This window comes from Halarchaeum salinum (assembly GCF_039520965.1).
Lineage (GTDB): Archaea > Halobacteriota > Halobacteria > Halobacteriales > Halobacteriaceae > Halarchaeum > Halarchaeum salinum.
The window spans coordinates 1-21,869 of the sequence record NZ_BAAABL010000066.1 but is presented as its reverse complement, the minus strand read 5'-3'; the positions used below and the strand labels follow the sequence as shown (position 1 = coordinate 21,869).

Sequence of the window (21,869 nt, the reverse complement as noted above, 5' to 3'; positions counted from 1 at the left end):
AGTTGCTTGGAGCAGTCTCTAGCACTCCTTGACGGGATTTAGCCCCGGCGAGTACGGCGGGAACGTCCCGAAATCGGGGCCGTCACGGACCCCGCGGACCGTGACGGCCGACTGAAAATACGGCGCTCCATCGAGAACGATGAGCAGCTCTTCCTCAAATTCTTTTCATAACTCTAAAATGAAATGTTTTGCGTGCTCGGCCGTGACGTACTCAGTGAATCGGGAGAAGAAGCGATCACCGTCTTCGGTGATCGCGCCGGCAAACACGGCCACTCGCGCTGTCCAGAGAGTTCGGCGGAGGGCCGCGTGTCGTGCGGAAACCACGCGGTACGCGCTCAACTTGCATGGATTTCTTCGTCTGGTCGATACAGACTACGGTGGCGTCCATCTCCCGCCGTCTTTTTTGACCTCATCATGGAACTCCTCTTGCTCGTCCTCGTCGCCCTTAGTGGCTGTACGGCGTGGTTTTTGATATCTCACTCCCGCTTCTTTCAACAGCCGCCGACAGCTCGGAATTGAGTACCCAAGCCGAAGGCGTCAGCGAGAAATTCTTGGGCGAGCGCCGGCGTCCACGCTGGCGTGTCAATCCCAACGTCCTCGGGTGAACCGTGGACGGCGTCTTCGAATTTGTGTTGCTGTGATTCTGAGAGCTTCCGCTTTCTTCCAGTTCGCTTATCATCAGTAACAGCCTGCTCAAGCGACTTGTCGGTGTCGAGTCGCGTGAGCCAGCTGTAGATCGTTCGCCGGCCGGTATCGTGCCACTCAGCGAGGTCGGTCTGCGTGACACCGTTCTTGTACGCGATCGCCGCTAACAGCCGCTCTGTCGGCTTCTTCCCGTCCACGTTGCCGAGAGCCTCTTGGAGTTCTTCGACAGAAATCTCATCGAGATGGTCCATTATGTACTGTCACAGTCTCCGTGCGGAACGTTCTAACGACTACGACAGTGGGGCCGATCAGAGCGTCCGTGCGCCAGTCGAGTAGCCCGACGAGATCCGCGACGCCGTGCCCCTCGGGGTTCTTCGCTGCCTCGGTGATCAATACACGTTGCTCGGCGTCGTAGCGCTCGCGTGTCATCATCTCAAACTTCGCCTTGACCCGCGCTCAGTCCATCGAGTTGTTCGGGTGTCCTTGGAAGTTGTCCTTCTCGACTTCGTAGGTCGCGCTCTCCCGAGAGTCATGGTGTGTGGGGCCATTTCGACTGAGACCCAGTCACCGATCTCGTGCACAATTTCTGTTGTTCGGAACTACAGAAAGAGGATAATTCTGGTCGTCTCAATGCATACGGTTCTCAACTGAAACGGTGACGTCCTCAGGTTTCGTAGAAACCTGATGGGCTGCACGAGAGCGCAGCTCTCGTGAACGCCGAAGCGCGGGGTTACCGCCTACCTGGACGGATTCGAGGCCGAGTTCATGGACAAGCCCTCCCCGCCACGAGCGAACCCCTCAGGATGAGCGAAGGAGGATGAGGTCGTTGACTACTGATTCTCGATGTCGCGTTGTTTGGACGTCACGGCACCGATCCAGCAGTTGTGTTTCCATCGGCTCACCGGGAAACACGCTCTCGCAGACACCGAGTTTCTCGTCGATGCCTATGGCTATCTGATCGCCCACCCCGGTTGAACGGTCATCTGGACGACACCGAGCGGAACCACGTCGAAAAATGGTTCTACACCCTCAAAATGCGCATCGGCCGCGTCCACCACTCGTGGGTGGGTAGTCGGGCGAGCGCACGCGATGGCTTGAACAGCTCATGCATTACGACAACCATCAGAGATCACATCACGCCCTTGATGGAATGCCGCCAGCCTAGAAGGTGCGGAACTAGACAGTGCCCAATTGGCGCTGTTTTGGTTTCTCGATCGGTCACTGTCTATGGTCGTCGGCCGCGAACGTCCGTCGGATCGCCTCGGTGAGTACGTTGACCCCGATATCCAGACTGGCCTCGTCGACGTCGAACGTCGGCGTGTGATGCCCGCCAGGGTGGTCAGTGCCGACGATCACGTAGGTGGCGAGCCCACCATTCTCCCGGACGCGACGCATGAAGTAGGTGGCGTCCTCGCTGGCACCGAGGGTGGCGGTCGGGCGGACGGTCTCGACGGCGGTTGTGGCGGACGCGACGTCGCCGACGACGTCCGCGAGCGTGTCGTCGCTGTCAACGCGCGGGGCTTTCCCGATCGTCGTCGACGAGAGGTCACAGGCGTGCATATCGGCCGCGGTCCCGAGGATACGGTCGACGCGTTCGGTGAGGTACGCGAGGACGTCGTTCGTGCCGGCGCGGGCTTCGAGGTCGATCGTGGCACGGTCGGCGACGACGTTCGAGGCGGTGCCGGCCTCCGCGCGTCCGACGTTGACTCGGGTGAGGGCATCGGCGTGCCGCGACACCCCGTAGACGTTCTGAATGGCCGCGGCCATCGCCTGCATGGCGTCGCGGCCTGCCTGGGGTGCGGAGCCCGCGTGTGCGGCCTCACCCGTGAACTCGGCGTGCGTCTGGCGTATCGCGAGGGGCTTCTCGACGCCGGAGACGATGGTTCCGGTCGGGTGGCCGAAGCCGACGTGAACCGCGAAGAAGGCGTCGAGGTCGTCGGCGTGCCCACTCTCGACCATTGGCTTGCCGCCACCGAGGACTTCCTCTGCGGGCTGGAAGAAGAGTTTGAACGTCCCGGCGAACTCGCTTGCCGCCAGTTCCTCGAGAACGCCGAGACCGATGGTCATATGGGCATCGTGGCCGCAGGCGTGCATCGCGCCCGCATTCCGCGAGCGGAATCCCTCGCATGCGGGTTCGTGGTCGTCGCCAGTCGCCTCCTCAACGGGGAGCGCGTCGATGTCGACGCGGAGGCCGATAACGGGGCCGGGCCCGTTCTCGAGAACGGCGACGAGTCCGGTCATGCCGCCGGCGGTGGCGTCAAGGACGTCCGAGCGAGCGCCGTGATCGGCCGCGCGCTCGTGCCAGCGGTCAAGGACGTCGTCCTCGGGTACGCCGAGTCGATGCTCGGGGGCGATAACGTCGCGGCCGACGTGGAGCGCGTCGACGCCGACGTCCTCGACGGCGTCGACGAGTCGGCTCGTCGTCAGGAACTCACACCACGACGGTTCCGGATACGTGTGGAACGCCCGGCGCCGCTCGACGCGCTCGTCCTTTGCGGCGGCCGCGGACTCGTCGCTCGCCATTCTGGTTACTCCGTGAGCCCGTCGAAGGCGTCGACGGCAGCCTCGGCGACGGCCATATCCTGTGAGACTTCGCCGCCGCTGACGCCGACAGTACCGACGATTTCGCCGTCCTTTTCGAGGGGATAGCCGCCACCGAAGACGACGAGACGGTTCTCGTCGGTCGTCTGCAGGCCCCAGAGGGATTCACCGGGCTGAGTGGGGGCAGCGAGTTCGTGCGTCGGCATCTGGAGTGCCGCCGCCGTGTACGCCTTATTCCGGGAAATCGAGACACTCGCCAGCCACGCCCCGTCCATCCGATGTTGGGCCACCAGATTCCCCGCCGGGTTCGCTACCGTTATCACCATCGCCAGATCCATCTCCTCGGCCGCCTCTTCGGCCGCCGCGATCAGTTCCGTTCCTTCCTCTAGCGTGAGTAACTCACTCATGGCGTTCGCGGATAGACGGGTTCCGCACTTAACAGTACGTGGCGAGAGGGGGTCTGTCGCCAACCACAACCAGTAGGATAGTTGTTAGTTAGTGGATAATGTCCGGCACCCGTCGTTCAGTGCCTGGTTACCTCGAAGAACGTCGGTGTCGCGGCGTCGCGTCGTCACTTGACGAACGGCTACACCGTCTCGACGAAGTGGGTGACCGTCCACTCGGGGACGCGGCGATCGCGGACGCACATCCGGTGGCGGACGTCGCCGAGGGTTCGATGCGTCCACCCGCAGTACACCTCGCAGACGTGCCACTCGTGCAAGCACATCGGGTATCGGACTCGACAAGCCGAGTTCGAGTGCAAGAATCCCGAGTGCCACGTATCGACGTTCCAAGCAGATATTAACGTGAGTGCGAACATCGCACGTCGCGTAGACCCGTGGGGAGAGAGCCTGCCGTAACAGGTAGGCGATGACTCGCTACAGGACGAGAGCCGTTGTGACACGGCCACGACTCAGTGTGAGCAGAGCGTGACACCCTCGAAGATGACACTCACACCGTTTCAAGAGTCGAAACCCACTGCCAGCGTTCACGAGACGCAGTCTCGTGAGCCAACCAGAACCCCCGGTCTGGTGACGACGACTAACTTGCATTCCCACCGTGTGGGAAGCCCCGCCGTTTACGGCAGGGAGGATGTCACACGACAGGTCGCGCACGATCTCACTCGTAAAGTGGGTTCGCGTCGGTCAACTCGTCGACGCGCGCGCTGACGTGCTCGATCACTGTTGAGTCGTCAGGGGCGTCAATGACGTCGGCGATGAGGTCGCCGACCTCGCGCATCTCTTTCGCTTCGAAGCCGCGCGTCGTGAGCGCGGGCGTGCCCGCACGGACGCCAGACGGGTTGAACGCCGAGCGCGTCTCTCCGGGTACCGTGTTCGCGTTCAGCACGATTCCCGTCTCCTCTAAGGCCGCTTCGACGTCCTTCCCGGTCGTGTCGGGATGTGATGGCCGGAGGTCGACGAGAACGAGATGCGTATCGGTGCCGCCGGAGACGAGCGTGAGGCCATTCGCCTTGAGAGCCTCGCCGAGCGCCTCCCCGTTCTCGACGACTTGCGCGGCGTACGCCTCGAACTCGGGGTCGAGGGCTTCACCGAAGCCAACCGCCTTCCCCGCGACGTTGTGCATGAGGGGGCCGCCCTGAATCCCGGGGAAGACCGCGGAATCGATGTCGTCCGCGTGCTCCTCGCTACACATGATGATGCCACCGCGCCCCGAGCGAATGGTCTTGTGCGTCGATCCCGTCACGAAGTCCACGATACCGACGGGCGAGGGGTGTTCGCCCGCCGCGACGAGCCCCGTGATGTGCGCGATGTCCGCGAGGTGGTAGGCGTCCACGGCATCGGCGGTCTCCTGGATGGCCTCCCAGTCCACCGTTCGCGGGTACGCGGAGAATCCCGAGATAATGACGTCGGGATCGGTCGAGTGCGCGAGGTCGTCGAGGCCCGCGTAGTCGAGGCGGCCGGTCTCCTCGTCGACCTCGTAGTGTTCGACGTCGTAGAGCTTGCCGGCGGCGTTCGCGGGATGGCCGTGCGAGAGGTGGCCGCCGTGCGTCAAATCGAGGGAGAGAATCGTGTCGCCGGGTTCGAGGATGGCCGTGAAGACCGCCATGTTCGCCTGCGATCCCGAGTGCGGCTGGACGTTGACGTGCTCGGCCCCCCACAGTTCCGTCGCGCGCTCGATGGCGAGCGACTCGACGTCGTCGGCGTACTCACAGCCGCCGTAGTAGCGTCCTTCGGGATAGCCTTCCGCGTAGTTGTTCGTCAACTCGGAGCTCTGGGCCTCCATGACGGCTTCGCTGACGTGGTTCTCACTCGCGATCATCGCCAGGGTGTCGTTCTGCCGCTTGCGCTCTCCCGTGAGGGCATCCGCGACTGCGGGGTCGGTCTCGCGTACTGTCTCGTACGTCATCGTGGATGCATCACGAGAGGTGCGTATAATCCTTCGCCAGCCCCTGTGGGTGGCGTTCTCGATGCCGCACGCAACCACAAAATATAAAATTCTCTAATTGTTGTGTTTGGCGGTGGTTCGCGACTCGAAGCGTGGCGTGAGTAGTTCCTCAAATGGCTATATGATGTCGATACCGAGCCTGTCTCGCCGCTTTCGAGCTATCTAATTTCGTGGTCGAAGGACGGGTCGATAGGTGTCGACGCGTAGCTATTTCCGGGCGTGCGCGCTCGTGTGGAGCATGCAGGTCGTGGTAGTCAGACGCACGGTCAGCGAGAGGACGGACGACGAGACGGAGGTGCGGGATGAGTGATACGACGGCAGGAGTGGTGACGTATCGGGACATCGAGCGGGCACGCGAACGCCTCGAACCTGGCGTCGTCAAGCGGACCCCGGTCGATCGCAGTACCTCGCTCGGATCGCTCGTCGACGCGGACGTCCACTTGAAGATGGAGCACCTCCAGTGGACGGGGTCGTTCAAGACGCGAGGCGCGTACAACAAAATCACGCAGGACACCGAACGCGGCGTCGATACGTTCATCGCGGCGAGCGCCGGTAACCACGCCCAGGGCGTCGCGCTCGCCGCGACCGAGTGCGGCGCCGAGTCGACGATCGTCATGCCGGAAAACGCCCCGCAGACGAAGATCGACGCGACGCGCGACTATGGAGCGAGTGTCGAACTCGTCGGCGAGGACTTCCAGGAGACGATGGGATACGCCCAGTCGCTCGTCGAGGGGACGGACGCCGAGTTCGTCCACGCCTACGACGACCCGAACATCGTCGCCGGACAGGGAACCCTCGGCGTCGAGATGCACGAGGACTGTCCCGAGATGAACACCGTCATCGTCCCGATCGGCGGCGGAGGTCTCATCTCGGGGATCGCGACCGCGATCAAGCACCACGACCCGAGCATACGCGTCGTCGGCGTGCAGGCCGAAGGCGCAGAGACCGTCCACGAGAGCCTCAAGAAGGACGCGCCCATCACACGCGATGAGACGGACACCATCGCGGACGGCATCGCCACCGGCGGCATTTCGGAGTTGACGCTGCGCACCATCGAGGAGCACGTCGACGAGGTCGTCACCGTCTCCGACGGCGAGATCGGGCAGGCGATTCTCCTCCTTCTCGAGCGCGCGAAGCAGGTCGTCGAGGGCGCGGGCGCGGCCTCGGTCGCTGCGCTCCTCAGCGATGACCTCGACGTCACGGGCGAGACGGTAATGCCACTGCTCTGTGGCGGGAACCTCGACATGACGATGCTCCAGACCGTGCTCGTTCACGCGCTCACCGATCGGCGTCAGACGCTACGCCTGCGTGTCCGTATCAGCGACAAGCCCGGGGAGATGGCGCGGCTCTCCGGGCTCATCGCCGAGCGCGGCGCGAACATCCACGATGTCCGGCATGTGCGGGCGGTCGATTCGCTCGACGTCGGGGAAGCCCACCTCGTCTTCCGGGTGGAGACGAACGGCGCCGAGCACGCGGCGGCCATCATCGACACGATCGAGGGCGCAGGCTACGTGGTCGACGACGTCACCAAGAAATCTTAGGAGAGCGAGAGGTCGTGTTTCGGGCGTCGACGGGCGGTTTTACCATCGACAAGTCCGACGCGTGGGGTGTGAAGCGAACGATCAGCACGGACGGCGCGGCGGCCGCGGTCGGCGCGTACAGTCAGGCGACGACGAACGGCGACCTCGTGATCACGGCGGGGCAACTCCCGCTCACGGCGGACGGCGACCTGCTCGACGACGCGTCAGTCGAGGAGCAGACTGCGCAGTGCCTCCAGAACGTGGAAGCGATTCTCGCCGCGGAGGGCCTCGACCTCGGGGACGTCCTGAAGACGACGGTGTACCTCGACGACATCGACGACTTCGAGGCGTTCAACGCAGCGTACAGCGAGCAGTTCGGCGAGGAGCCGCCCGCGCGGAGCGCGGTGGGCGTCGGTGACGTCCCGAAGGGCGCGGCCGTCGAGATTGAGGTCGTCGCAACGACCGACTAACGCGCCGCCGCGGCCTCTCGGAGGCGTGCGAGTATCCGGTCGCGATTCACCTCCCGGCCGTCGGTGGCATCGAGACGGCCAAGCACGTACTCGAGGAGATTTAAGTCTTTCAGCAACTCGAAGGCGTCCATGCGATCGAGGTCGAGTGCGTTACCGACCTCGCGAATCGTGCCGGCGGTGTTCACCGCGTCGACGAGTTCGTCGACCGTCACGGACTCGGGGGGACCCATACCGTCCGCGAGCAGTTCGGGCGAGGCGTCGTCAGTCGAGTGTGCCGTGGCCGGGGCCGATTTCGTCCCGTCGTCCGTTGCGTCGTAGCTGTCCGGGCTGTGGATGTCGTGTTTGATCATGTAGCGGCGGACGGTCTCACCCGCGACGTCCATCTCGATGGCGTCCGCCATCTCAGCGAACGTGTCGTAGCGAGCGTAGATCGCGGCGAGATATGGTTCGTCGCGAAACGGCGGCACGTCGAAATCCCGAACGTCGGCGAGCGACGCGGTAGTCTCGTCGTCGGGTGCCTCCACGGTGGACGCACACGGGACGGTGGCGGTGATGACTGCCGTTGGCGTCGAGTCGAGCGTGACCTCCGCGAGCGTGAGGCTGACGTCGTCGTCATCGGTGGGGAGGGCGTCCGCCGTGTCGAGTGTGAGCGAGAGCGCGCTGTCGTTGAGGTCGGCGTCGCGGACCAGCGAGTCAGGCGCGTCACAAAGGGTAAGTTCGACACTGGCGGAGGCGCTTGACTCGGCCACCGAAACGCTCTCCGAACGGACGGTGACCGGAGCGCGTCGCTCGCACTCCTCGAGGAACTGACCAAGTCGCCGGAGTGGGGTTCCCACGGACATTATATGTGAACCAATAACGTGGTACGGGGGCCTGAATATGTATGTGGAATAGTACGTCAGTTTATGTAGTGAACACGGAGGAACTCAGAGCGTTGGAGATTTTAGGTTTGTAGTTTCACCGACCCCGACACGGTGAGAATCCATGTGTGGGGTTCTCGGACTGTGACGGGTGGGACTGCTGGGAGTGCCAAGCACCCAGTACTCCTATCCTCCGTCATATAGGGACTCCCGGAGTTGTTTTTGCTTCGGGGAGTCCGGCAGACTTCAGCAGACTCGGAGTTACGTTCTGTGGTGCTTCCAGCAGTCGGGTACTGCATCGGTTCATTACAGGAACCGGCCGTTCACCTAACTAGTTCCGATTACGATCCTATTGCTTGGGGCGGACAGGCCGCCATCGTCGGACCCGCGGGAATCACTCTATTTCACGCTGATTCCTCCCACTCAGGAGTCGCCTGTCCCTTCAAAGCACGGAATACGAAATCTGAGCTGGCTATCGAAACGTGGATTGCTCCCTAGTTGTCGGATTCATCCTGTGACTGAATCCGCAGGTATTCCCCCCAATTCTGTATAATAGTCTACACGTCGAAATAATAAAGTCGCAGCGAGACGTCCTCCGTCTATAGTGAGGACAGTTAACAGTACACAAAAAAGATGCGCGGCGTACAGCAGGCGGACGGCTGGCCGCGTCGATCGGCAGCCGGCGGCAATCGTTCGGCCGCGGCAGTCGGTGGAGCCGTGAGTCTCGTGACCGTCGCGGACGTCGCGCACGACGATCTCGCGTTGATGCCGACCATCCGCTCTCACTCCAGCGACGTGCTCGAAGTCGTCTCGCAGTCCGCGACCGATCCCGACACGGGGCAGTTCTTCTTCCTCGTGGAGGGCGCCGATGACGCCTTCGAGATGGCGCTCAACGCCGATCACACCGTCCGTGACTGGACGCTTGTCTCCGAAGAAGGCGACACGCGCGTCTATCGGATCGGTCACCCAGATAACGTGATCCTCCTCTCGCCGGTCGTTACCGAGCTCGCCGGCCTCATGCTTGACGCGAGGAGCAACGACGGTCACGGGTGGACTGTCCGCCTCCAGCTCTCCGATCGCGAATCGCTCGCCGACCTCTGGGAGTTCTGCGACTCGAAAAATATCGAATTCGATCTCAAGCGGACGTACCGCCAGGACGGCTGGACGACCGGAGAGCCGGCTACCCTCACCGACGCACAGCGCCAAGCACTCGTGACCGCGTACGAACTCGGCTACTTCCAGGAGCCACGCGATGCCTCCCTCGCCGACCTCGCCGACGCGCTCGACATCTCGCCGACCGCCGTTAGTGGTCGAATCCGGCGCGGCACCGCAGAACTGGTCGAGGCGATGCCCCTCGAAGAGTGACATCCTCGCCTACGGTAAGCGGCGGGGTTTTCTCGCTAGTTAAAGCTAGTCGCGCGCTCGATCTCAGACCGCGAGCACATGGTCGTCGCGTGGCTCGTAGATTTCGCCGCCCATCCGGAGGTCGTAGAGTGTATCGAGCGTCTCGGCGATAGAGATGCCCTGTGCGGCGAGCGCGGCGGTCAGGACGCCGAGCGGGACGCCCTCGGAGTAGTCGTTACCGAGTTCGACGAGAGCGGCCTTCACGTTCCCGGTCGACACCGTATCGCCGACGGCGACACGCTCCCACTCGACGTCGTGGCCGGTGACGCTGGCGTGGCGCCGATAGAGATCGACGGCATCGTTCGAGTCATCGACTGCCGTGTGGAGGTCGCAGACGGGGCATGTGACGACGCCGGCTTGTGGTTCTTGTGCGGCCATGGCGTTAGGCGTTGTAGGCTTCCTGCGCGAGCCGGTGGAGTTTGTGGACGGTGTGTTCGTTCGGGCCGAGCTGGGCCTGCGCGAGCGCGCCAGACCGGAGCCCCTCGTACTGGCGCTCGACGAGTTCGAAGTCCTCCTCTTGGAGCTGGCGGCTCGTCTGCACGAACTTCTCCTCCTCCTCGGAGAGGTCAGCATCGCGGAAGTAGTAGTCGGCGACGAGCTGGAAGCGTCCCTCGTCGATCGGATCGATGATGTACGTCCCGTAGCCGTCGGCGGTGCCGTACATGTTGACGGTGAAGTTCGGCCAGAAGTAGTAGAACTTCGCCTCGTGCTCGTCGTGGATACGCATCTCGTCGTCGACGTCCTCCTTGTGCTGGTAGTGAAGGATCCAGTGATAGTCGTTGACTTCGAGTTCGGACTCCATGAGTTCGAGTCCGCGCACCCAGTCCTGGTGGTTCGCCTGGCAGTGGTCGCACTCCGAGTAGTTCCCGCTGAACGTCTTCCAGTTGCACTCGACCTCGGAGACGTAGCGGCGCGCGTGCTCGTACTCGCCGAGGGGGAGCGCCTCGAGTTCGTCCTTCATCGATCCGGCCTGCTCGGCGAGCGTGCGGTCGGGCTCGTCGTCGAAGTTCACGAAGACGAGCGGGCCGATCGAGTCGGTGGTGACCTCCATGAGGCCGTTCTCCTCGGGGTCGAGTTCGTGGACGGAGTCGTCGTCGAGATCCGGATTGAGGCTGGCTTCCTCGAAGCTCTTCGGTGTGCTCGCGAGGTCCCCGTCGAGCTCGTACGCCCAGAGGTGGTAGGGACAGGTGATGCGGCCCAGCGTCCCAGGATCGGTCATCGGGGTGTCGTCGAGCATCTTCGAGCCGCGATGCGCGCAGACGTTGTAGAACGCGCGGACGTCGCCCGCGTCGTCGCGGGTGACGATGATCTGCTTGTCGCCGATAGTGCGCGTGAAGTAGTCCCCCCGATCCGGAATGTGATTCGTGTGGCCGGCGTACACCCAGTACTGCCCGAACACTTTCTCCTTCTCCATCTCGTGGACGTTCGGATCGGTGAAGTATCTCGCCGGCAGCGCGTTTGTTTCCTCGGTGATGTCGGCACTTACCGCACCGATCTCGTCCTGACCGTCATTCCACCGTGTCATGTGTGAATGGTGGGCACTCACCGTAAAAAGGGTTCGTCGGGAATAGGCCACCCGTATAAGTGAGTGCGGTTCGATTAGCCGATACCAGAAGAGGAGTGTAGAAGCGTGGACGGACGCGTGGAAATAACTCGATCGGGTGGACGACTACAACCCGATAGTATAAATGGCGCACATACGAGGGTCAACAGTCAAGAGAGGGGGTCTCGAATCCCGAAAGACGATGGACACGACCGACCGCTACGATACGATTGTTGTCGGGGTGGGCGGGATGGGGAGCGCGAGCGCCTACCACCTCGCCGACCGGGGACTCGACGTCCTCGGCCTCGAACGTTACGATGTGCCGCACACAAAGGGGTCGTCGCACGGGATCACGCGCATCATCCGGCGCGCGTACTACGAACACCCTTCGTACGTGCCACTGATCGAGCGCGCGTACGGTCTCTGGGACGGCCTCGCGGCGGAGACTGGGCGTGACATTATCCACCGGACGGGTTCGATCGACGCCGGGCCCGCGGATAACGCGGTGTTCGCGGGCTCGAAGCGCTCCTGCGAGGAGCACGACATCCCCCACGAGGTGTTGACGGGCGCGGAGGTGAACGAGCGCTTCCCCGGCTACGACCTCCCCGAGGAGTACCGCGCGGTCTATCAGGAGGATGGGGGGTTCGTCGTCCCCGAGCAGGCGATTATCGGGCATACGGTCGCCGCGCAGGCGCGCGGCGCGGAGATTCACGCCCGCGAGCAGGTTGAGGACTGGGCGGAGACGAACGATGGGGGCGTGCGCGTGCGAACAGATCGCGGCGTCTACGTCGCGGACTCGCTCGTGCTCGCGGCGGGCGCGTGGACCCACAAGCTCGCGGATACCCTCGACGAGCTCGCGATTCCGGAGCGCCAGGCGCTCGCGTGGTTCCAGCCAGATCAGACCGCCCTCGAAGACTACCAGCCGGAGACGTTCCCGGTGTGGAACCTCAGCGTCCCTGAGGGGCGCTTCTACGGGTTCCCCGTCCACGACGTCCCCGGGTTCAAGCTTGGGAAGTATCACCACCGCGAGGAGACGGTGGACCCAGACGACTTCGAGCGGGAGCCGAACCGGGCGGACGAGGCACTGCTCCGGGACATCACGACGAAGTACTTCCCGGGCGCGGCGGGGCCGACAATGGGGCTCTCGACGTGTATGTTCACGAACTCGCCGGACGAGCACTTCATCCTCGATACGCTCCCCGAGCACCCGCAGGTCGCGGTCGGCGCGGGCTTCTCCGGGCACGGCTTCAAGTTTGCGAGCGTCATCGGCGAGGTCCTCGCCGACCTCGCCGTCGACGGCGAAAGCGAACACCCGATCGAAATGTTCGGCCTCGACAGGTTCGACTAAACGTCTACTGATACCATATAGAAGAACGCAAAATATCTAAAAATATCGGAGAGCTACTTTGATTGGTCACAGGATATATAAACACCTCTGGTTGCTGTGACGAATGTTTATAGTGTGCGGTATCAAGGAACTTGTCGTATCAGAAGGTGTGTGCTAGGGTAACACAGAATGGGCCCGACCGGCGGACGCGTCTCGGGGGACAGGCATCGACGGGAAACACGGACACCCCCACGACACGGGGGACGTAGAGATGGTCGATACGGCACAAGACAGGTGGACTCTGACGACGGGGGTATCGCATGGCAAGCAGTGACGATGACAGGATGACGAAGGGGGTATCGCATGGCAAGCAGTGACGATGACAGGATGACGAAGGGGCTCCAAGTCGATCTCTTCCATCCGGAGACCGAACGTGAACCCGGCGACGGGAACATCGAGAAATGGGGATTCGACATCCACCCGGTCGTCTTCCCCGCCGCGCTCTTACTCATCGCCCTCTTCGTCGTCCTGACGCTCGTGCTCGGACAGGACGCTGCGCGGGTCTACTCCGCCATCCGTGGCTTCTTCGAGGGGAACTTCGGCTGGTTCTACCTCCTCTCTGTGAACATCTTCATCGTCACGCTGCTCTTCTTCGCTGTCAGCAAGTACGGGAAGATCCGTATCGGCGGCGTCGAGGCGGAAACGGAGTTCAGCACCTTCTCGTGGATGGCGATGCTGTTCAGCGCCGGCATGGGGATCGGGTTGATGTTCTACAGCGTCTCCGAACCCCTCTACTACTTCTCGAACGTCCCCGGCTTCTACGGTGCCGAAGCCGGCACTGGCGCGGCGGGCATCGACGCGATGACGCAGACGTTCTTCCACTGGGGATTCCACCCGTGGGCGATCTACGGGTTAGTCGGATTGGGACTCGCGTTCTTCTCGTTCAACCGCGGGCTCCCGCTGACATTCCGCTCAATCTTCTGGCCGCTCCTCGGCGAGCGCATCTACGGCTGGCCGGGACACGTCATCGACCTCGTGTCCGTGTTCGCGACGCTGTTCGGACTCGCCACCTCGCTCGGCCTCGGCGTCGCCCAGATCAACACTGGGCTCTCCTACATCCTCGGGAGCAGCATGCTCGGCGTCGCGAACGTCCCAACCGGGACCATCGCGCAGATCGTCCTCATCGTGGCCATCACGGGCATCGCGACGCTCTCCGTCGCCGCCGGCCTCGACGGAGGGATCAAGCGCCTGAGCACGCTGAACGTCTATCTCATGTTCTCGCTGCTCGGCTTCCTCCTCATCGTCGGCCCGACCGTCTTCATCCTCAGTACGTGGGTGCAGGGCCTCGGGGCGTACTTCGGCAGTCTCCTCACGCTCTCTTTCTTCACCGGAGCACTCGGAGAGGGAGCGTCGACCGTCCACGCCTGGACGGTGTTCTACTGGGCGTGGTGGATCGCCTGGTCGCCGTTCGTCGGTATGTTCGTTGCACGCATCTCGAAGGGGCGGACCGTCCGGGAGTTCGTCATCGGCGTGCTCGTCCTCCCGTCGCTGTTCTCCACCGTCTGGCTCGCAGCCTTCGGTGGCAGCGGGCTCTACAACTCCCTCGTCGGGAACGGTGCAGTGCTCGCGACGTACAACGATGTTGGGCAGACCGTCGCGATGTTCGCGATGCTTGATCAGTTCCCCATCGGTGCGATCTCGGGACTGGTCGCGACGCTACTCGTCGTGACGTTCTTCGTGACGTCCTCCGACTCCGGGTCGCTCGTCGTCGACCATCTCACCTCCGGCGGGAAGCACGACGTCCCGCGCGCCCAGCGCATCTTCTGGGCGGTCACCGAGGGCGGCGTCGCCGCGCTCCTCCTCTACGGTGGCGGCGAGGCGAGCCTCAACGCGCTCCAGACCGCCGCGATCGCGACTGGCTTCCCGTTCGCCATCGTCCTTCTCGTGATGTGTTACACGGTCTATCTCGGGCTTAGAAACGAGTATCAAGTCCTCGCGTCCGAGGAGTTCAAAGAACGCATCGACGACATGACCGGGGACGACTTCGATATCGACACGACAGACACGGAGGTGGTCACGGACATCCGCGAACGGAAGACCGACGTCGCCGATGACTGACGCCGCCGTGTCGCAATCGCGGACCGACCACGACGTCCCGCGCCAGCGGTCGTCGAACACGGACGCGACTCTCCCTATGCCGAAATGATCGACACCACACTTCGAGCCGGCACCGCCGCTGTCGTTATCGCCCTCTTCGGTATCGCACTCGTACTGATGGCGCGCGGCCAGTTACAGTTCGCCGGGCTCAGCTTCCTTGGCGCGAGCGTCCTCATCTACCTACACGAATCGCGGCTGTAAACTACCCCACCCTACTCCCTCGGCGTGGTCCGAGAGAGCGAAGCTCTCTCGTCATCACAAAAGACGCGGTGCGTCTTTTGAACGACGCCTTGAGGCCCGGAGGCTCCACCTTGAATTATGCTGAACGCCGTGACGCGCATCACTTCCCGTTGGCGTCCAGTTGCTGCGCATCAGCGCCCATTCGCTTGGAGATCATCGGGATCGTTGTCGAACGGACGACCTTGTCCGTCGTGCCACCGAGGACGTTGCCGAGTTTCCCGCGGTAGGCCGACCCCATCACGATGACGTCCATATCCTCGTCCTCGGCGTACGCGAGGATTTTGTCGCTGACCGAGCCGCTTCGTGTGGCGCTCACACAGTCCACGCCGTGATCGGCTGCCATCTTCTCGAGTTCGTCAAGCGTCTGCGCCGCGTACTCGTGGTACTCCTCGCGGAGCGCCGCCTCGTCGTCGCGAATGGAGAGCGTCCGCGGCACGCCCGGCAGGTCGATGACGTAGAGCGCATGGACGGTCGAGCCGAGCTCGGCGGCGAGCTCGATACCGTGTCGCGCGCCCATCTCCCCCTCGTCGCTCCCGTCGTACGGAATCAGCATCTCGTCGTACATACTCGACTATGTGGGAGATCCATCCAGTATCCGTAAAACTATTGCGCCGGATTTGCAGCTGAATGAACACTCATCTACCGTAGAGCACTCCGTATCGTCACTCGATTCCCCCGAGAGGTCGCCGGGGTACGTATAGGGCACAGGTTATACACCCGGAAAGATATACCCGGAGACGACCCTCGTCCGTATGGTATATGAACACAGGGTCTACGCTCCCGAAGCGTGCCGAGACGGTGGTCGTCGGTGCCGGCTGTGTCGGCTGTAGTGCCGCCTATCATCTCGCAGAGTTGGGACGCGAGGATGTGGTCGTCGTCGACCGCGGCCCCCTCTTCGAGACCGGCGGATCGACGTCGCACGCACCCGGACTGGTCTTCCAGACTACCGGGAACAAACTCATGGCGAACATGGCGTCCTACACGCGCGACCTCTACGGGGATTTCGGCGACTTCCGGACCTGTGGCGGCGTCGAAGTCGCCTACACGGAGGACCGCTGGGAGTTCCTCAAGCGCAAACGCGAGTGGGGGCGCTCCTTCGGTCTCGAAGGCGGCGAACTCCTCTCCCCCGACGAAGTCGTCGCGGAAGTCCCCCAAGTCGACGCGGACGCGATCCTCGGCGGATACTACCTCCCCTCGGACGGCAAGGCGGACGCCGTCAGCGCCTCCGCCTCCATGGCCGAGTACGCGCAGAATCGGGGCATCGAGTTCTATGGCAACACCGAGGTCACAAACATCGAGACCTCGAAGGGGAGCGTCGACGCGATCGCGACCGAGAACGGCCGCATCGAGGCCGACGAGGTACTCGTCGCGACGAACATCTGGGGCCCGCTCCTCGGCGACATGGTCGACACCGACATCCCGCTCGTCCCCTGCGCTCACCAGTACCTCGTCTCCGACGAACTCGACGCGCTCGAAGGTGCCGACCGCGATCTCGAACAGCCGCTGCTGCGCCATCAGGACAACTCCCTCTACTTCCGCCAGCACGGCGAACGCTACGGCATCGGCTCCTACAATCACGCGCCACTCCTCGTCGACCCCGAGGACATCTACGGCCCGGAGAAACTCGACGACCTCGGCCTCGAATATCCCTCTCTCCGGGAGTTCACGGAGGAGCACTTCTACGAGAACACCCACCCCGACCACGAGCGGACGGCGTACGACGCTGCGAGCGAACTTGTCCCCGCGCTCGGTGACTGCGAGTGGACCTCACAGATCAACGGGATGTTCTCCTTCACGCCCGACGGCATGCCAATCCTCGGCCCCGACGAGGGCACCGACGGGCTCTGGTGGGCGCTCGCCATTTGGGTCACCCAATCGGGCGGGGCCGGGAGCATCGTCGCCGAGTGGATGGAGCACGGCACCCCGCGTCTCGACGGGGACTCCGTCGACGCGACCGGCGCGCACATCTCGCGCTTCCAGCCCCACACTGGGAGCCGCGAGTACACCTACGGCCGGGGCACCCAGCAGTACCAAGAAGTCTATCAGCTCGTCCATCCGCGCGAGCAGCCACGGAGCGAGCGCGACCTCCGCCGGAGTCCCTTCTACCACCACCAAGAAGACCTTGAAGCGGAGTTCTACGATAGCGACGGCTGGGAGGTCCCGCAGTGGTACGGTGTAAACGAGGAATTACTCGATGAGTACGATGTCCCGGACCGCCCGGAGTGGCTCGCGCGCAACTGGTCGAAGGCTCACGGCGTCGAGCACCAGCACCTTCGCGAAAAGGTCGGGATGGTGGACATGACGACGTTCACCCCCATCGAGGTCGAGGGACCGGGTGCTGAGGTCTTCCTCCAGGGCCTGCTGACGAACGATATGGATGTCTCGTCGGGCCGGATGCGCTACTCCGCGATGCTCGACGAGGACGGCGGCGTGCTCGCTGACCTGACGGTCGCGCGCTTCGCCGACGATCGCTACGTACTGTTCACGGGCGGCGGGAGTTCCGCCACCCTCCACTCGCGGTGGGTCACCGAGCACGCACCCGACGACGGCTCCGTCGACGTCACCGTTCACGACTCGAGTCGCACCGGTATCGGCGTCTTCGGCCCCGACTCACGAAACGTGCTCGAGGACCTCGTGGAAGCGGACCTTTCGAACGACGCGTTCCCGTTCTACTCCGCCCAAGAGACCTACCTCGGGAGTATCCCGGTGACGATGCTGCGGCTCTCGTACGCGGGCGAGCTCGGCTGGGAGATCTACGCGCCGACCGAGTACGGCAGCCAGCTCTGGGAGGTCATCGCGGACGCGGGCGAAGCCTCCGACATCGCGCCGGTCGGGTGGGAGGCGCTCGACTCGACGAGCATGGAGAAGGGCTTCCGGCTCTGGGGAACGGATGTCACACCCGAGTACAACCCCTACGAGGCCGGTATCGGCTTCGCGGTCGACCTCGACACCGACTTCGTCGGGAAGGACGCACTCCTCGACGCGCGCGAGGACGGCATCGAAGAGCAGATCGTCCCGATCACGCTTGAGGAGGAGGGGGCGGTCGTTGACGCCGGCCACCCGGTACTCGTCGACGACGAGGTGGTCGCGTACGCCTGTCGCGCCGACTACGGCTATAGCATCGACGCCGGCATCGCCTACGCCTATCTCCCCACTGAGTACGCCGACGCCGGCCAAGCCGTTGAGATCGAGTACGAGGGCGAACGCTACGACGCGACCGTCCGCTCCGGCCCCCTCTTCGACCCCGAACGCGACAAAATGATGAGATGAGTGCTCTCTACCGCCCACGAGTACCCCCCGAATAGCGGAACCGTGACATCCTCCCCACGGTAAACGACGGGGCTTCCCACAAGGACAGTCCTTGCTGGATTGGGAACCTCGGGTTTGTATTCCGTCGTGATACTGGGAGTGCCACGCCCCCGTTATCCCTATCCTCGATGGATTCGGGAGTACCTTGCTTGTTTTCTGACGGTATCCACAGCGGGCGGTTCGACGGGGATACCGTCGAACGACCGAGTGGAACTCCCGGTACTGTCTCATTACATCGGGCGGGTGGACCGCCTCGGTTGGTCTTACAGATGGCCTCTACCCGTGTAAATCTACTGCTGGCGGCGATTCAACCCCGCGCTAAACCACGGGGTTTTCTCGCCCATGAAAGATAACCGATCGAAAAGTGCTCGTCCTCCGAGAGGGAACGCACGGCATACCGATCGAGGAGTACGCTGCGGCGATCCGCGACCCGAGGGGACAGTCATCCTCGCGCGCACACGGACCGAGGAACAGAGGGGCGAGCGAAGGACGCGGGCCGCTACAACACGTCCCGCAGATACGCCCGCGCGTCCGCTGTCGTGAGCGGGATCTCGTCGTCGGTGAGCAGGCCCTCGAACAACTGCACCGTGACCGGCGGCCGGAGGCCGGTTTCGGCCAGTAGCTCGCGGTCCGTCAACACGTCTCGGGCGGCTGCGTCCGCGGCGATCGTCCCGTCGCGCCCGACGACGATCACCCGGTCCGCAATCTCGGGGACGGCGTCGAGCGACGGCGTGAACAGGACGACGGTCCCGTCGTGGCCGGTCACGAGGTCGCGGATGCGCTCTCGGTAGTGTGCGTCGACGGCACCGAAGGGCTCGTCGAGCAGCAGAACGTCGGGATCGAAGGCGAAGACGCTCGCCACCGCGGCGCGTTGCTTCTCGCCGCCGGAGAGGCGGAAGGGCGGCCGATCGAGCAGGTCCGCCAGCCCGAGTTCGTCCGCGAGCGCCGCGACGCGACGCTCGGCGCGCTCGCGCGGGAGGCCGAGTTGCGCCGGTCCGTACTCGATGTCCTCCCGGACGGTCGTGTTGAACAGGTAGTCCTCGGGATCCTGGAGGAGGACGCTGAGGCGCTCCCGGACGACTTCGGCGTCGGTCGTCTCGCCGAAGTACGTCACGTCCCCGGCACTCGGCTCGACGAGCCCGCCGAGCGCGAGTTGGAGCGTGCTCTTACCCGATCCGTTCGCGCCGACGATTGCGACGCGCTCGCCGGGGTCGATCGCCACGTCGACGTCGCGGATCGCCGTCGTGCCGTCGGGATACTCGTGAGTCAGCCCCCGCGCGTCGATCACGGGCTCCACCGGATCACCCCCGAGGCGACGACGGCGACGGCGGCCAGCGCGAGCAATGCGTAGTCGGCGGCGTCGACGTGACGCGATCGACGGTACGGTGACGGCGGACGCGCGCCGCCCCGGGCGCGCATGCCCCGCCCGACGCGTTCGCCGCGATCGAGCGCCCGGAGGAGGAACGTCCCCGCGAGCCGCCGCGCGTCACGCCAGCCCTCCCGGGGACCGCCGCGGCCGGTCGTCCGACTGTTGCGCGCGAGCACGAGGCGCTGGAGTTCATCGAAGAAGAGGAACAGATACCGGTAGGTGACCGCGATGACCCAAACGAGCGCGACCGGGACGTACAGGTCGCGCATCGCGGCGACGACGGCCGAGAACGGCGTCGTCACGACGAGCAGTGAGAGGAGCGCGACGCCGACGCCGACGCGGAGGGCGAAAAAGACGACGTAGGCTATGCCGGCGTCGGTGACGGTCAGCCCGGCGATCCGAAGGAGCGCGTCGCCGGGCATGAGTACGGCCTGCGGGAGGACGACGAGCGCGGAGACGAGCGGGACGACCGCGGCGCGGGCGACCAGCCGACGGAGCGGAACTGCCGACAGCCGCGCCAACGCGACCGTCAGCACGGCGAAACAGAGCACCACGACAAGCGTCCGCGTGATCACCACCGCGAGCGCGAGAGCGGTGATCGCGCACAGCGAGACGCGCGGATCGCGGCGCTGGAGGAACCCGTCGGCGTCGGCGATTCGTTCGGCGGCGAAGACGGCGCGAAGCGCGCCCGTGAGTGTCTCGGCGGAGCGGCCGACGACGCCGGTCACCGTTCGAGCAGCCGCCCGGTCCCGAGTGCGACGGCCAGCGTGAGCAGCGTGCCGAGCGCGGCAGACGCAAGCGTGCCGAGCGGGCCGTTGAGGCCGGGTACGGTGTAGCCTGGAAGCAGGCCGCTCACGGCGCTACTCGCAGCGTCCGCCGCGCCCGTCGCGTGGGCGGCGTTTTCGAGCGGCTCGGCGTAGCCGACGACGCCGGACGCCCACGCGAAGACGGGCGCGAGGAGGACGAGCACGAGGAGACAGCCGAGCGCGCCCCGGAGCCACGGACGCGTCGCGACGGCGTCGGCGTTCATGCGCCCACCTCGACGGCGGGCGTCTCGTCGGCAGAGCGCCCGAGCACGAGGTCCGGACGAGCGTCCGCGACGTAGCCGTACACGGCGGCAGTGATCGCACCCTCGATGAGGCCGAGCAGCGCGTGGCCGACGACCATGATGGGAACCGTGGTGGTGAGTTCGTAGGCGAACGCCGACGAGAGCCCGATACCGAGACCGACGACGAGCGCGGAGACGGTGATCGCCCCCCAGCCGGCGACGAAGGCAGCGCCAGTCTCGTGGACGCTCCGGCACGCGCGGAAGAGCGCGTAGCCGACGAGGACGTCGACGACGCCCATCGTGAAGACGTTCGCGCCCAGCGCGACGATCCCCCCGTCGCCGAAGACGAGCGCCTGGATCGTCACGACGGCGGTCATGGCGAGCACGCCGAGCGAGGGACCGAGCAGGATGCCGGCGAACGCGCCGCCGACGAAGTGCGCACTCGTCCCGCCCGGAATCGGCCAGTTCAGCATCTGCGCGGCGAATATGCCCGCCGCGATGACGCCGAGGAGCGGCGTCCGTTCGTCACCGAGCTCGCTACGGGCGCGCCGGACCGCCAGCCCGACCGCGACGCCGGAGCCGAGCCAAAAGAGTCCCGCGACCCACGGGTCGAGGAAACCGTCGGGGATGTGCATCGGTGTCTGCACGGAGACCGAGCGGGAGAATAATACTTTGGGTCACATTCGTAATACGGGTTGGGTGTCGACTGTCACCAACGAGGATCGTACACTAGATGCCGTCGCGCTGGTGGTACGCGATTGTGGCGTCCGGGTGGTCCTCGACGACGAGGCGGTCCAGATACGGGCGGCGCGCGCGCAGGCTGACGAGTGCATCACGGAAGACCGGGTGGCCCCCTCCTCGCCGTAAACGACGAGGCATCCCACACCGCGCATGCGCGGGCCTCAAACCCTATCTGTCAGGCCCCAGTAGTACCGCGTGAGAGTCACAGATGACTGTCGACCAGCTCTATTGAATCCGCAGACAGCGTCGGGATGAGTCGTTAGAACGTTGGAAGTGAAGCGGGAGAGTA

At 64.3% G+C, this 21,869-nt stretch carries 21 protein-coding genes and 2 pseudogenes; 9 read left to right on the top strand and 14 right to left on the bottom strand.

Annotated elements, in window-relative coordinates; all coding sequences use genetic code 11:
- Positions 1–21: 21 nt before the first annotated feature.
- A pseudogene (locus ABDZ36_RS11040) lies at positions 22–896 on the bottom strand (IS630 family transposase); the annotation flags it as partial.
- 582 nt (positions 897–1,478) lie between these two features.
- Between ABDZ36_RS11040 and ABDZ36_RS11030 the strand changes: the two are divergent.
- Positions 1,479–1,810 (top strand): annotated as a pseudogene (locus ABDZ36_RS11030) (transposase domain-containing protein); the annotation flags it as partial.
- Positions 1,811–1,863: 53 nt separating this feature from the next.
- Here ABDZ36_RS11030 and ABDZ36_RS11025 read toward each other — a convergent pair.
- From ABDZ36_RS11025 to ABDZ36_RS11015, 3 genes are all read right to left on the bottom strand, one after another.
- The gene (locus ABDZ36_RS11025; protein WP_211313112.1) at positions 1,864–3,168 is read right to left on the bottom strand and encodes an amidohydrolase; all 1,305 of its coding nucleotides are present in this window, start codon (positions 3,166–3,168) and stop codon (positions 1,864–1,866) included.
- A 5-nt stretch (positions 3,169–3,173) separates the two neighbouring features.
- Complete coding sequence (locus ABDZ36_RS11020; RefSeq protein WP_211313113.1) at positions 3,174–3,593, bottom strand: GlcG/HbpS family heme-binding protein; 420 nt, start codon at positions 3,591–3,593, stop codon at positions 3,174–3,176.
- 179 nt (positions 3,594–3,772) lie between these two features.
- Positions 3,773–3,913: a hypothetical protein gene (locus ABDZ36_RS11015; RefSeq protein ID WP_343749315.1), complete on the bottom strand. Its 141-nt coding sequence runs from the start codon at positions 3,911–3,913 to the stop codon at positions 3,773–3,775.
- Here ABDZ36_RS11015 and ABDZ36_RS14915 point away from each other — a divergent pair.
- The gene (locus tag ABDZ36_RS14915) at positions 3,912–4,046 is read left to right on the top strand and encodes a hypothetical protein (RefSeq protein ID WP_425545314.1); all 135 of its coding nucleotides are present in this window, start codon (positions 3,912–3,914) and stop codon (positions 4,044–4,046) included. The genes ABDZ36_RS11015 and ABDZ36_RS14915 overlap by 2 nt on opposite strands.
- A gap of 259 nt (positions 4,047–4,305) precedes the next feature.
- On the opposite strand, the gene glyA is transcribed toward ABDZ36_RS14915, so the two are convergent.
- Positions 4,306–5,553: a serine hydroxymethyltransferase gene (glyA, locus tag ABDZ36_RS11005; protein WP_211313115.1), complete on the bottom strand. Its 1,248-nt coding sequence runs from the start codon at positions 5,551–5,553 to the stop codon at positions 4,306–4,308.
- 341 nt (positions 5,554–5,894) lie between these two features.
- Between glyA and ilvA the strand changes: the two genes are divergently transcribed.
- Both ilvA and ABDZ36_RS10995 read left to right on the top strand, forming a co-directional pair.
- Positions 5,895–7,133, top strand: a complete 1,239-nt coding sequence (gene ilvA, locus ABDZ36_RS11000; RefSeq protein WP_211313116.1) for a threonine ammonia-lyase — start codon at positions 5,895–5,897, stop codon at positions 7,131–7,133.
- A gap of 68 nt (positions 7,134–7,201) precedes the next feature.
- Complete coding sequence (locus ABDZ36_RS10995; protein ID WP_211313117.1) at positions 7,202–7,582, top strand: Rid family detoxifying hydrolase; 381 nt, start codon at positions 7,202–7,204, stop codon at positions 7,580–7,582.
- Here ABDZ36_RS10995 and ABDZ36_RS10990 read toward each other — a convergent pair.
- A complete protein-coding gene (locus ABDZ36_RS10990) occupies positions 7,579–8,424 on the bottom strand; it encodes a DUF8073 domain-containing protein (protein ID WP_343749313.1) in 846 nt (281 codons plus the stop codon). The genes ABDZ36_RS10995 and ABDZ36_RS10990 overlap by 4 nt on opposite strands.
- A gap of 735 nt (positions 8,425–9,159) precedes the next feature.
- Between ABDZ36_RS10990 and ABDZ36_RS10985 the strand changes: the two genes are divergently transcribed.
- Positions 9,160–9,807 carry a helix-turn-helix domain-containing protein gene (locus ABDZ36_RS10985; RefSeq protein WP_211313119.1) on the top strand — a complete coding sequence of 216 codons (648 nt, stop codon included), beginning with the start codon at positions 9,160–9,162 and terminating at the stop codon, positions 9,805–9,807.
- A 63-nt stretch (positions 9,808–9,870) separates the two neighbouring features.
- Here the strand turns inward: ABDZ36_RS10985 and ABDZ36_RS10980 are convergent, their stop codons facing one another.
- A complete protein-coding gene (locus ABDZ36_RS10980; protein WP_211313120.1) occupies positions 9,871–10,224 on the bottom strand; it encodes a hypothetical protein in 354 nt (117 codons plus the stop codon).
- A gap of 4 nt (positions 10,225–10,228) precedes the next feature.
- A complete protein-coding gene (locus ABDZ36_RS10975; protein ID WP_211313121.1) occupies positions 10,229–11,371 on the bottom strand; it encodes an aromatic ring-hydroxylating oxygenase subunit alpha in 1,143 nt (380 codons plus the stop codon).
- Between the two features lie 220 nt (positions 11,372–11,591).
- On the opposite strand from ABDZ36_RS10975, the gene solA reads away from it, so the two are divergent.
- From solA to ABDZ36_RS10960, 3 genes are all read left to right on the top strand, one after another.
- On the top strand, positions 11,592–12,737 hold the full coding sequence (solA, locus tag ABDZ36_RS10970; protein WP_211313122.1) for an N-methyl-L-tryptophan oxidase: 1,146 nt from the start codon (positions 11,592–11,594) through the stop codon (positions 12,735–12,737).
- A 342-nt stretch (positions 12,738–13,079) separates the two neighbouring features.
- A complete protein-coding gene (locus ABDZ36_RS10965) occupies positions 13,080–14,834 on the top strand; it encodes a BCCT family transporter (protein WP_211313123.1) in 1,755 nt (584 codons plus the stop codon).
- Between the two features lie 84 nt (positions 14,835–14,918).
- Positions 14,919–15,074, top strand: a complete 156-nt coding sequence (locus tag ABDZ36_RS10960) for a hypothetical protein (RefSeq protein WP_211313124.1) — start codon at positions 14,919–14,921, stop codon at positions 15,072–15,074.
- Between the two features lie 139 nt (positions 15,075–15,213).
- On the opposite strand, the gene ABDZ36_RS10955 is transcribed toward ABDZ36_RS10960, so the two are convergent.
- Positions 15,214–15,678: a universal stress protein gene (locus tag ABDZ36_RS10955; RefSeq protein ID WP_211313125.1), complete on the bottom strand. Its 465-nt coding sequence runs from the start codon at positions 15,676–15,678 to the stop codon at positions 15,214–15,216.
- A gap of 194 nt (positions 15,679–15,872) precedes the next feature.
- On the opposite strand from ABDZ36_RS10955, the gene ABDZ36_RS10950 reads away from it, so the two are divergent.
- A complete protein-coding gene (locus ABDZ36_RS10950) occupies positions 15,873–18,383 on the top strand; it encodes a GcvT family protein (RefSeq protein ID WP_211313126.1) in 2,511 nt (836 codons plus the stop codon).
- Between the two features lie 538 nt (positions 18,384–18,921).
- Here ABDZ36_RS10950 and ABDZ36_RS10940 read toward each other — a convergent pair.
- From ABDZ36_RS10940 to ABDZ36_RS10920, 5 genes are all read right to left on the bottom strand, one after another.
- On the bottom strand, positions 18,922–19,719 hold the full coding sequence (locus ABDZ36_RS10940) for an energy-coupling factor ABC transporter ATP-binding protein (RefSeq protein WP_211313127.1): 798 nt from the start codon (positions 19,717–19,719) through the stop codon (positions 18,922–18,924).
- Positions 19,707–20,519, bottom strand: a complete 813-nt coding sequence (gene cbiQ / locus ABDZ36_RS10935) for a cobalt ECF transporter T component CbiQ (protein WP_211313128.1) — start codon at positions 20,517–20,519, stop codon at positions 19,707–19,709. The genes ABDZ36_RS10940 and cbiQ overlap by 13 nt, the downstream gene beginning before the upstream one ends.
- The gene (locus ABDZ36_RS10930; RefSeq protein ID WP_211313129.1) at positions 20,516–20,821 is read right to left on the bottom strand and encodes a PDGLE domain-containing protein; all 306 of its coding nucleotides are present in this window, start codon (positions 20,819–20,821) and stop codon (positions 20,516–20,518) included. Before ABDZ36_RS10930 ends, cbiQ begins: the two co-directional genes overlap by 4 nt.
- A complete protein-coding gene (locus tag ABDZ36_RS10925; protein ID WP_211313130.1) occupies positions 20,818–21,474 on the bottom strand; it encodes an energy-coupling factor ABC transporter permease in 657 nt (218 codons plus the stop codon). Before ABDZ36_RS10925 ends, ABDZ36_RS10930 begins: the two co-directional genes overlap by 4 nt.
- Before the next feature lie 94 nt (positions 21,475–21,568).
- Entirely contained in the window at positions 21,569–21,718 is a 150-nt protein-coding gene (locus tag ABDZ36_RS10920) for a hypothetical protein (RefSeq protein ID WP_211313131.1), read from the bottom strand.
- Positions 21,719–21,869 lie beyond the last annotated feature (151 nt).

Bases quoted from the DNA above. Each gene is read 5' to 3' on its own strand.
- ABDZ36_RS11025 (WP_211313112.1), bottom strand. From the start codon at position 3,168: ATGGCGAGCGACGAGTCCGCGGCCGCCGCAAAGGACGAGCGCGTCGAG.
- ABDZ36_RS11020 (WP_211313113.1), bottom strand. From the start codon at position 3,593: ATGAGTGAGTTACTCACGCTAGAGGAAGGAACGGAACTGATCGCGGCG.
- ABDZ36_RS11015 (WP_343749315.1), bottom strand. From the start codon at position 3,913: ATGTGCTTGCACGAGTGGCACGTCTGCGAGGTGTACTGCGGGTGGACG.
- glyA (WP_211313115.1), bottom strand. From the start codon at position 5,553: ATGACGTACGAGACAGTACGCGAGACCGACCCCGCAGTCGCGGATGCC.
- ilvA (WP_211313116.1), top strand. From the start codon at position 5,895: ATGAGTGATACGACGGCAGGAGTGGTGACGTATCGGGACATCGAGCGG.
- ABDZ36_RS10990 (WP_343749313.1), bottom strand. From the start codon at position 8,424: ATGTCCGTGGGAACCCCACTCCGGCGACTTGGTCAGTTCCTCGAGGAG.
- ABDZ36_RS10980 (WP_211313120.1), bottom strand. From the start codon at position 10,224: ATGGCCGCACAAGAACCACAAGCCGGCGTCGTCACATGCCCCGTCTGC.
- ABDZ36_RS10975 (WP_211313121.1), bottom strand. From the start codon at position 11,371: ATGACACGGTGGAATGACGGTCAGGACGAGATCGGTGCGGTAAGTGCC.
- solA (WP_211313122.1), top strand. From the start codon at position 11,592: ATGGACACGACCGACCGCTACGATACGATTGTTGTCGGGGTGGGCGGG.
- ABDZ36_RS10965 (WP_211313123.1), top strand. From the start codon at position 13,080: ATGGCAAGCAGTGACGATGACAGGATGACGAAGGGGCTCCAAGTCGAT.
- ABDZ36_RS10960 (WP_211313124.1), top strand. From the start codon at position 14,919: ATGATCGACACCACACTTCGAGCCGGCACCGCCGCTGTCGTTATCGCC.
- ABDZ36_RS10955 (WP_211313125.1), bottom strand. From the start codon at position 15,678: ATGTACGACGAGATGCTGATTCCGTACGACGGGAGCGACGAGGGGGAG.
- ABDZ36_RS10950 (WP_211313126.1), top strand. From the start codon at position 15,873: ATGAACACAGGGTCTACGCTCCCGAAGCGTGCCGAGACGGTGGTCGTC.
- ABDZ36_RS10930 (WP_211313129.1), bottom strand. From the start codon at position 20,821: ATGAACGCCGACGCCGTCGCGACGCGTCCGTGGCTCCGGGGCGCGCTC.
- ABDZ36_RS10925 (WP_211313130.1), bottom strand. From the start codon at position 21,474: ATGCACATCCCCGACGGTTTCCTCGACCCGTGGGTCGCGGGACTCTTT.
- ABDZ36_RS10920 (WP_211313131.1), bottom strand. From the start codon at position 21,718: ATGCCTCGTCGTTTACGGCGAGGAGGGGGCCACCCGGTCTTCCGTGAT.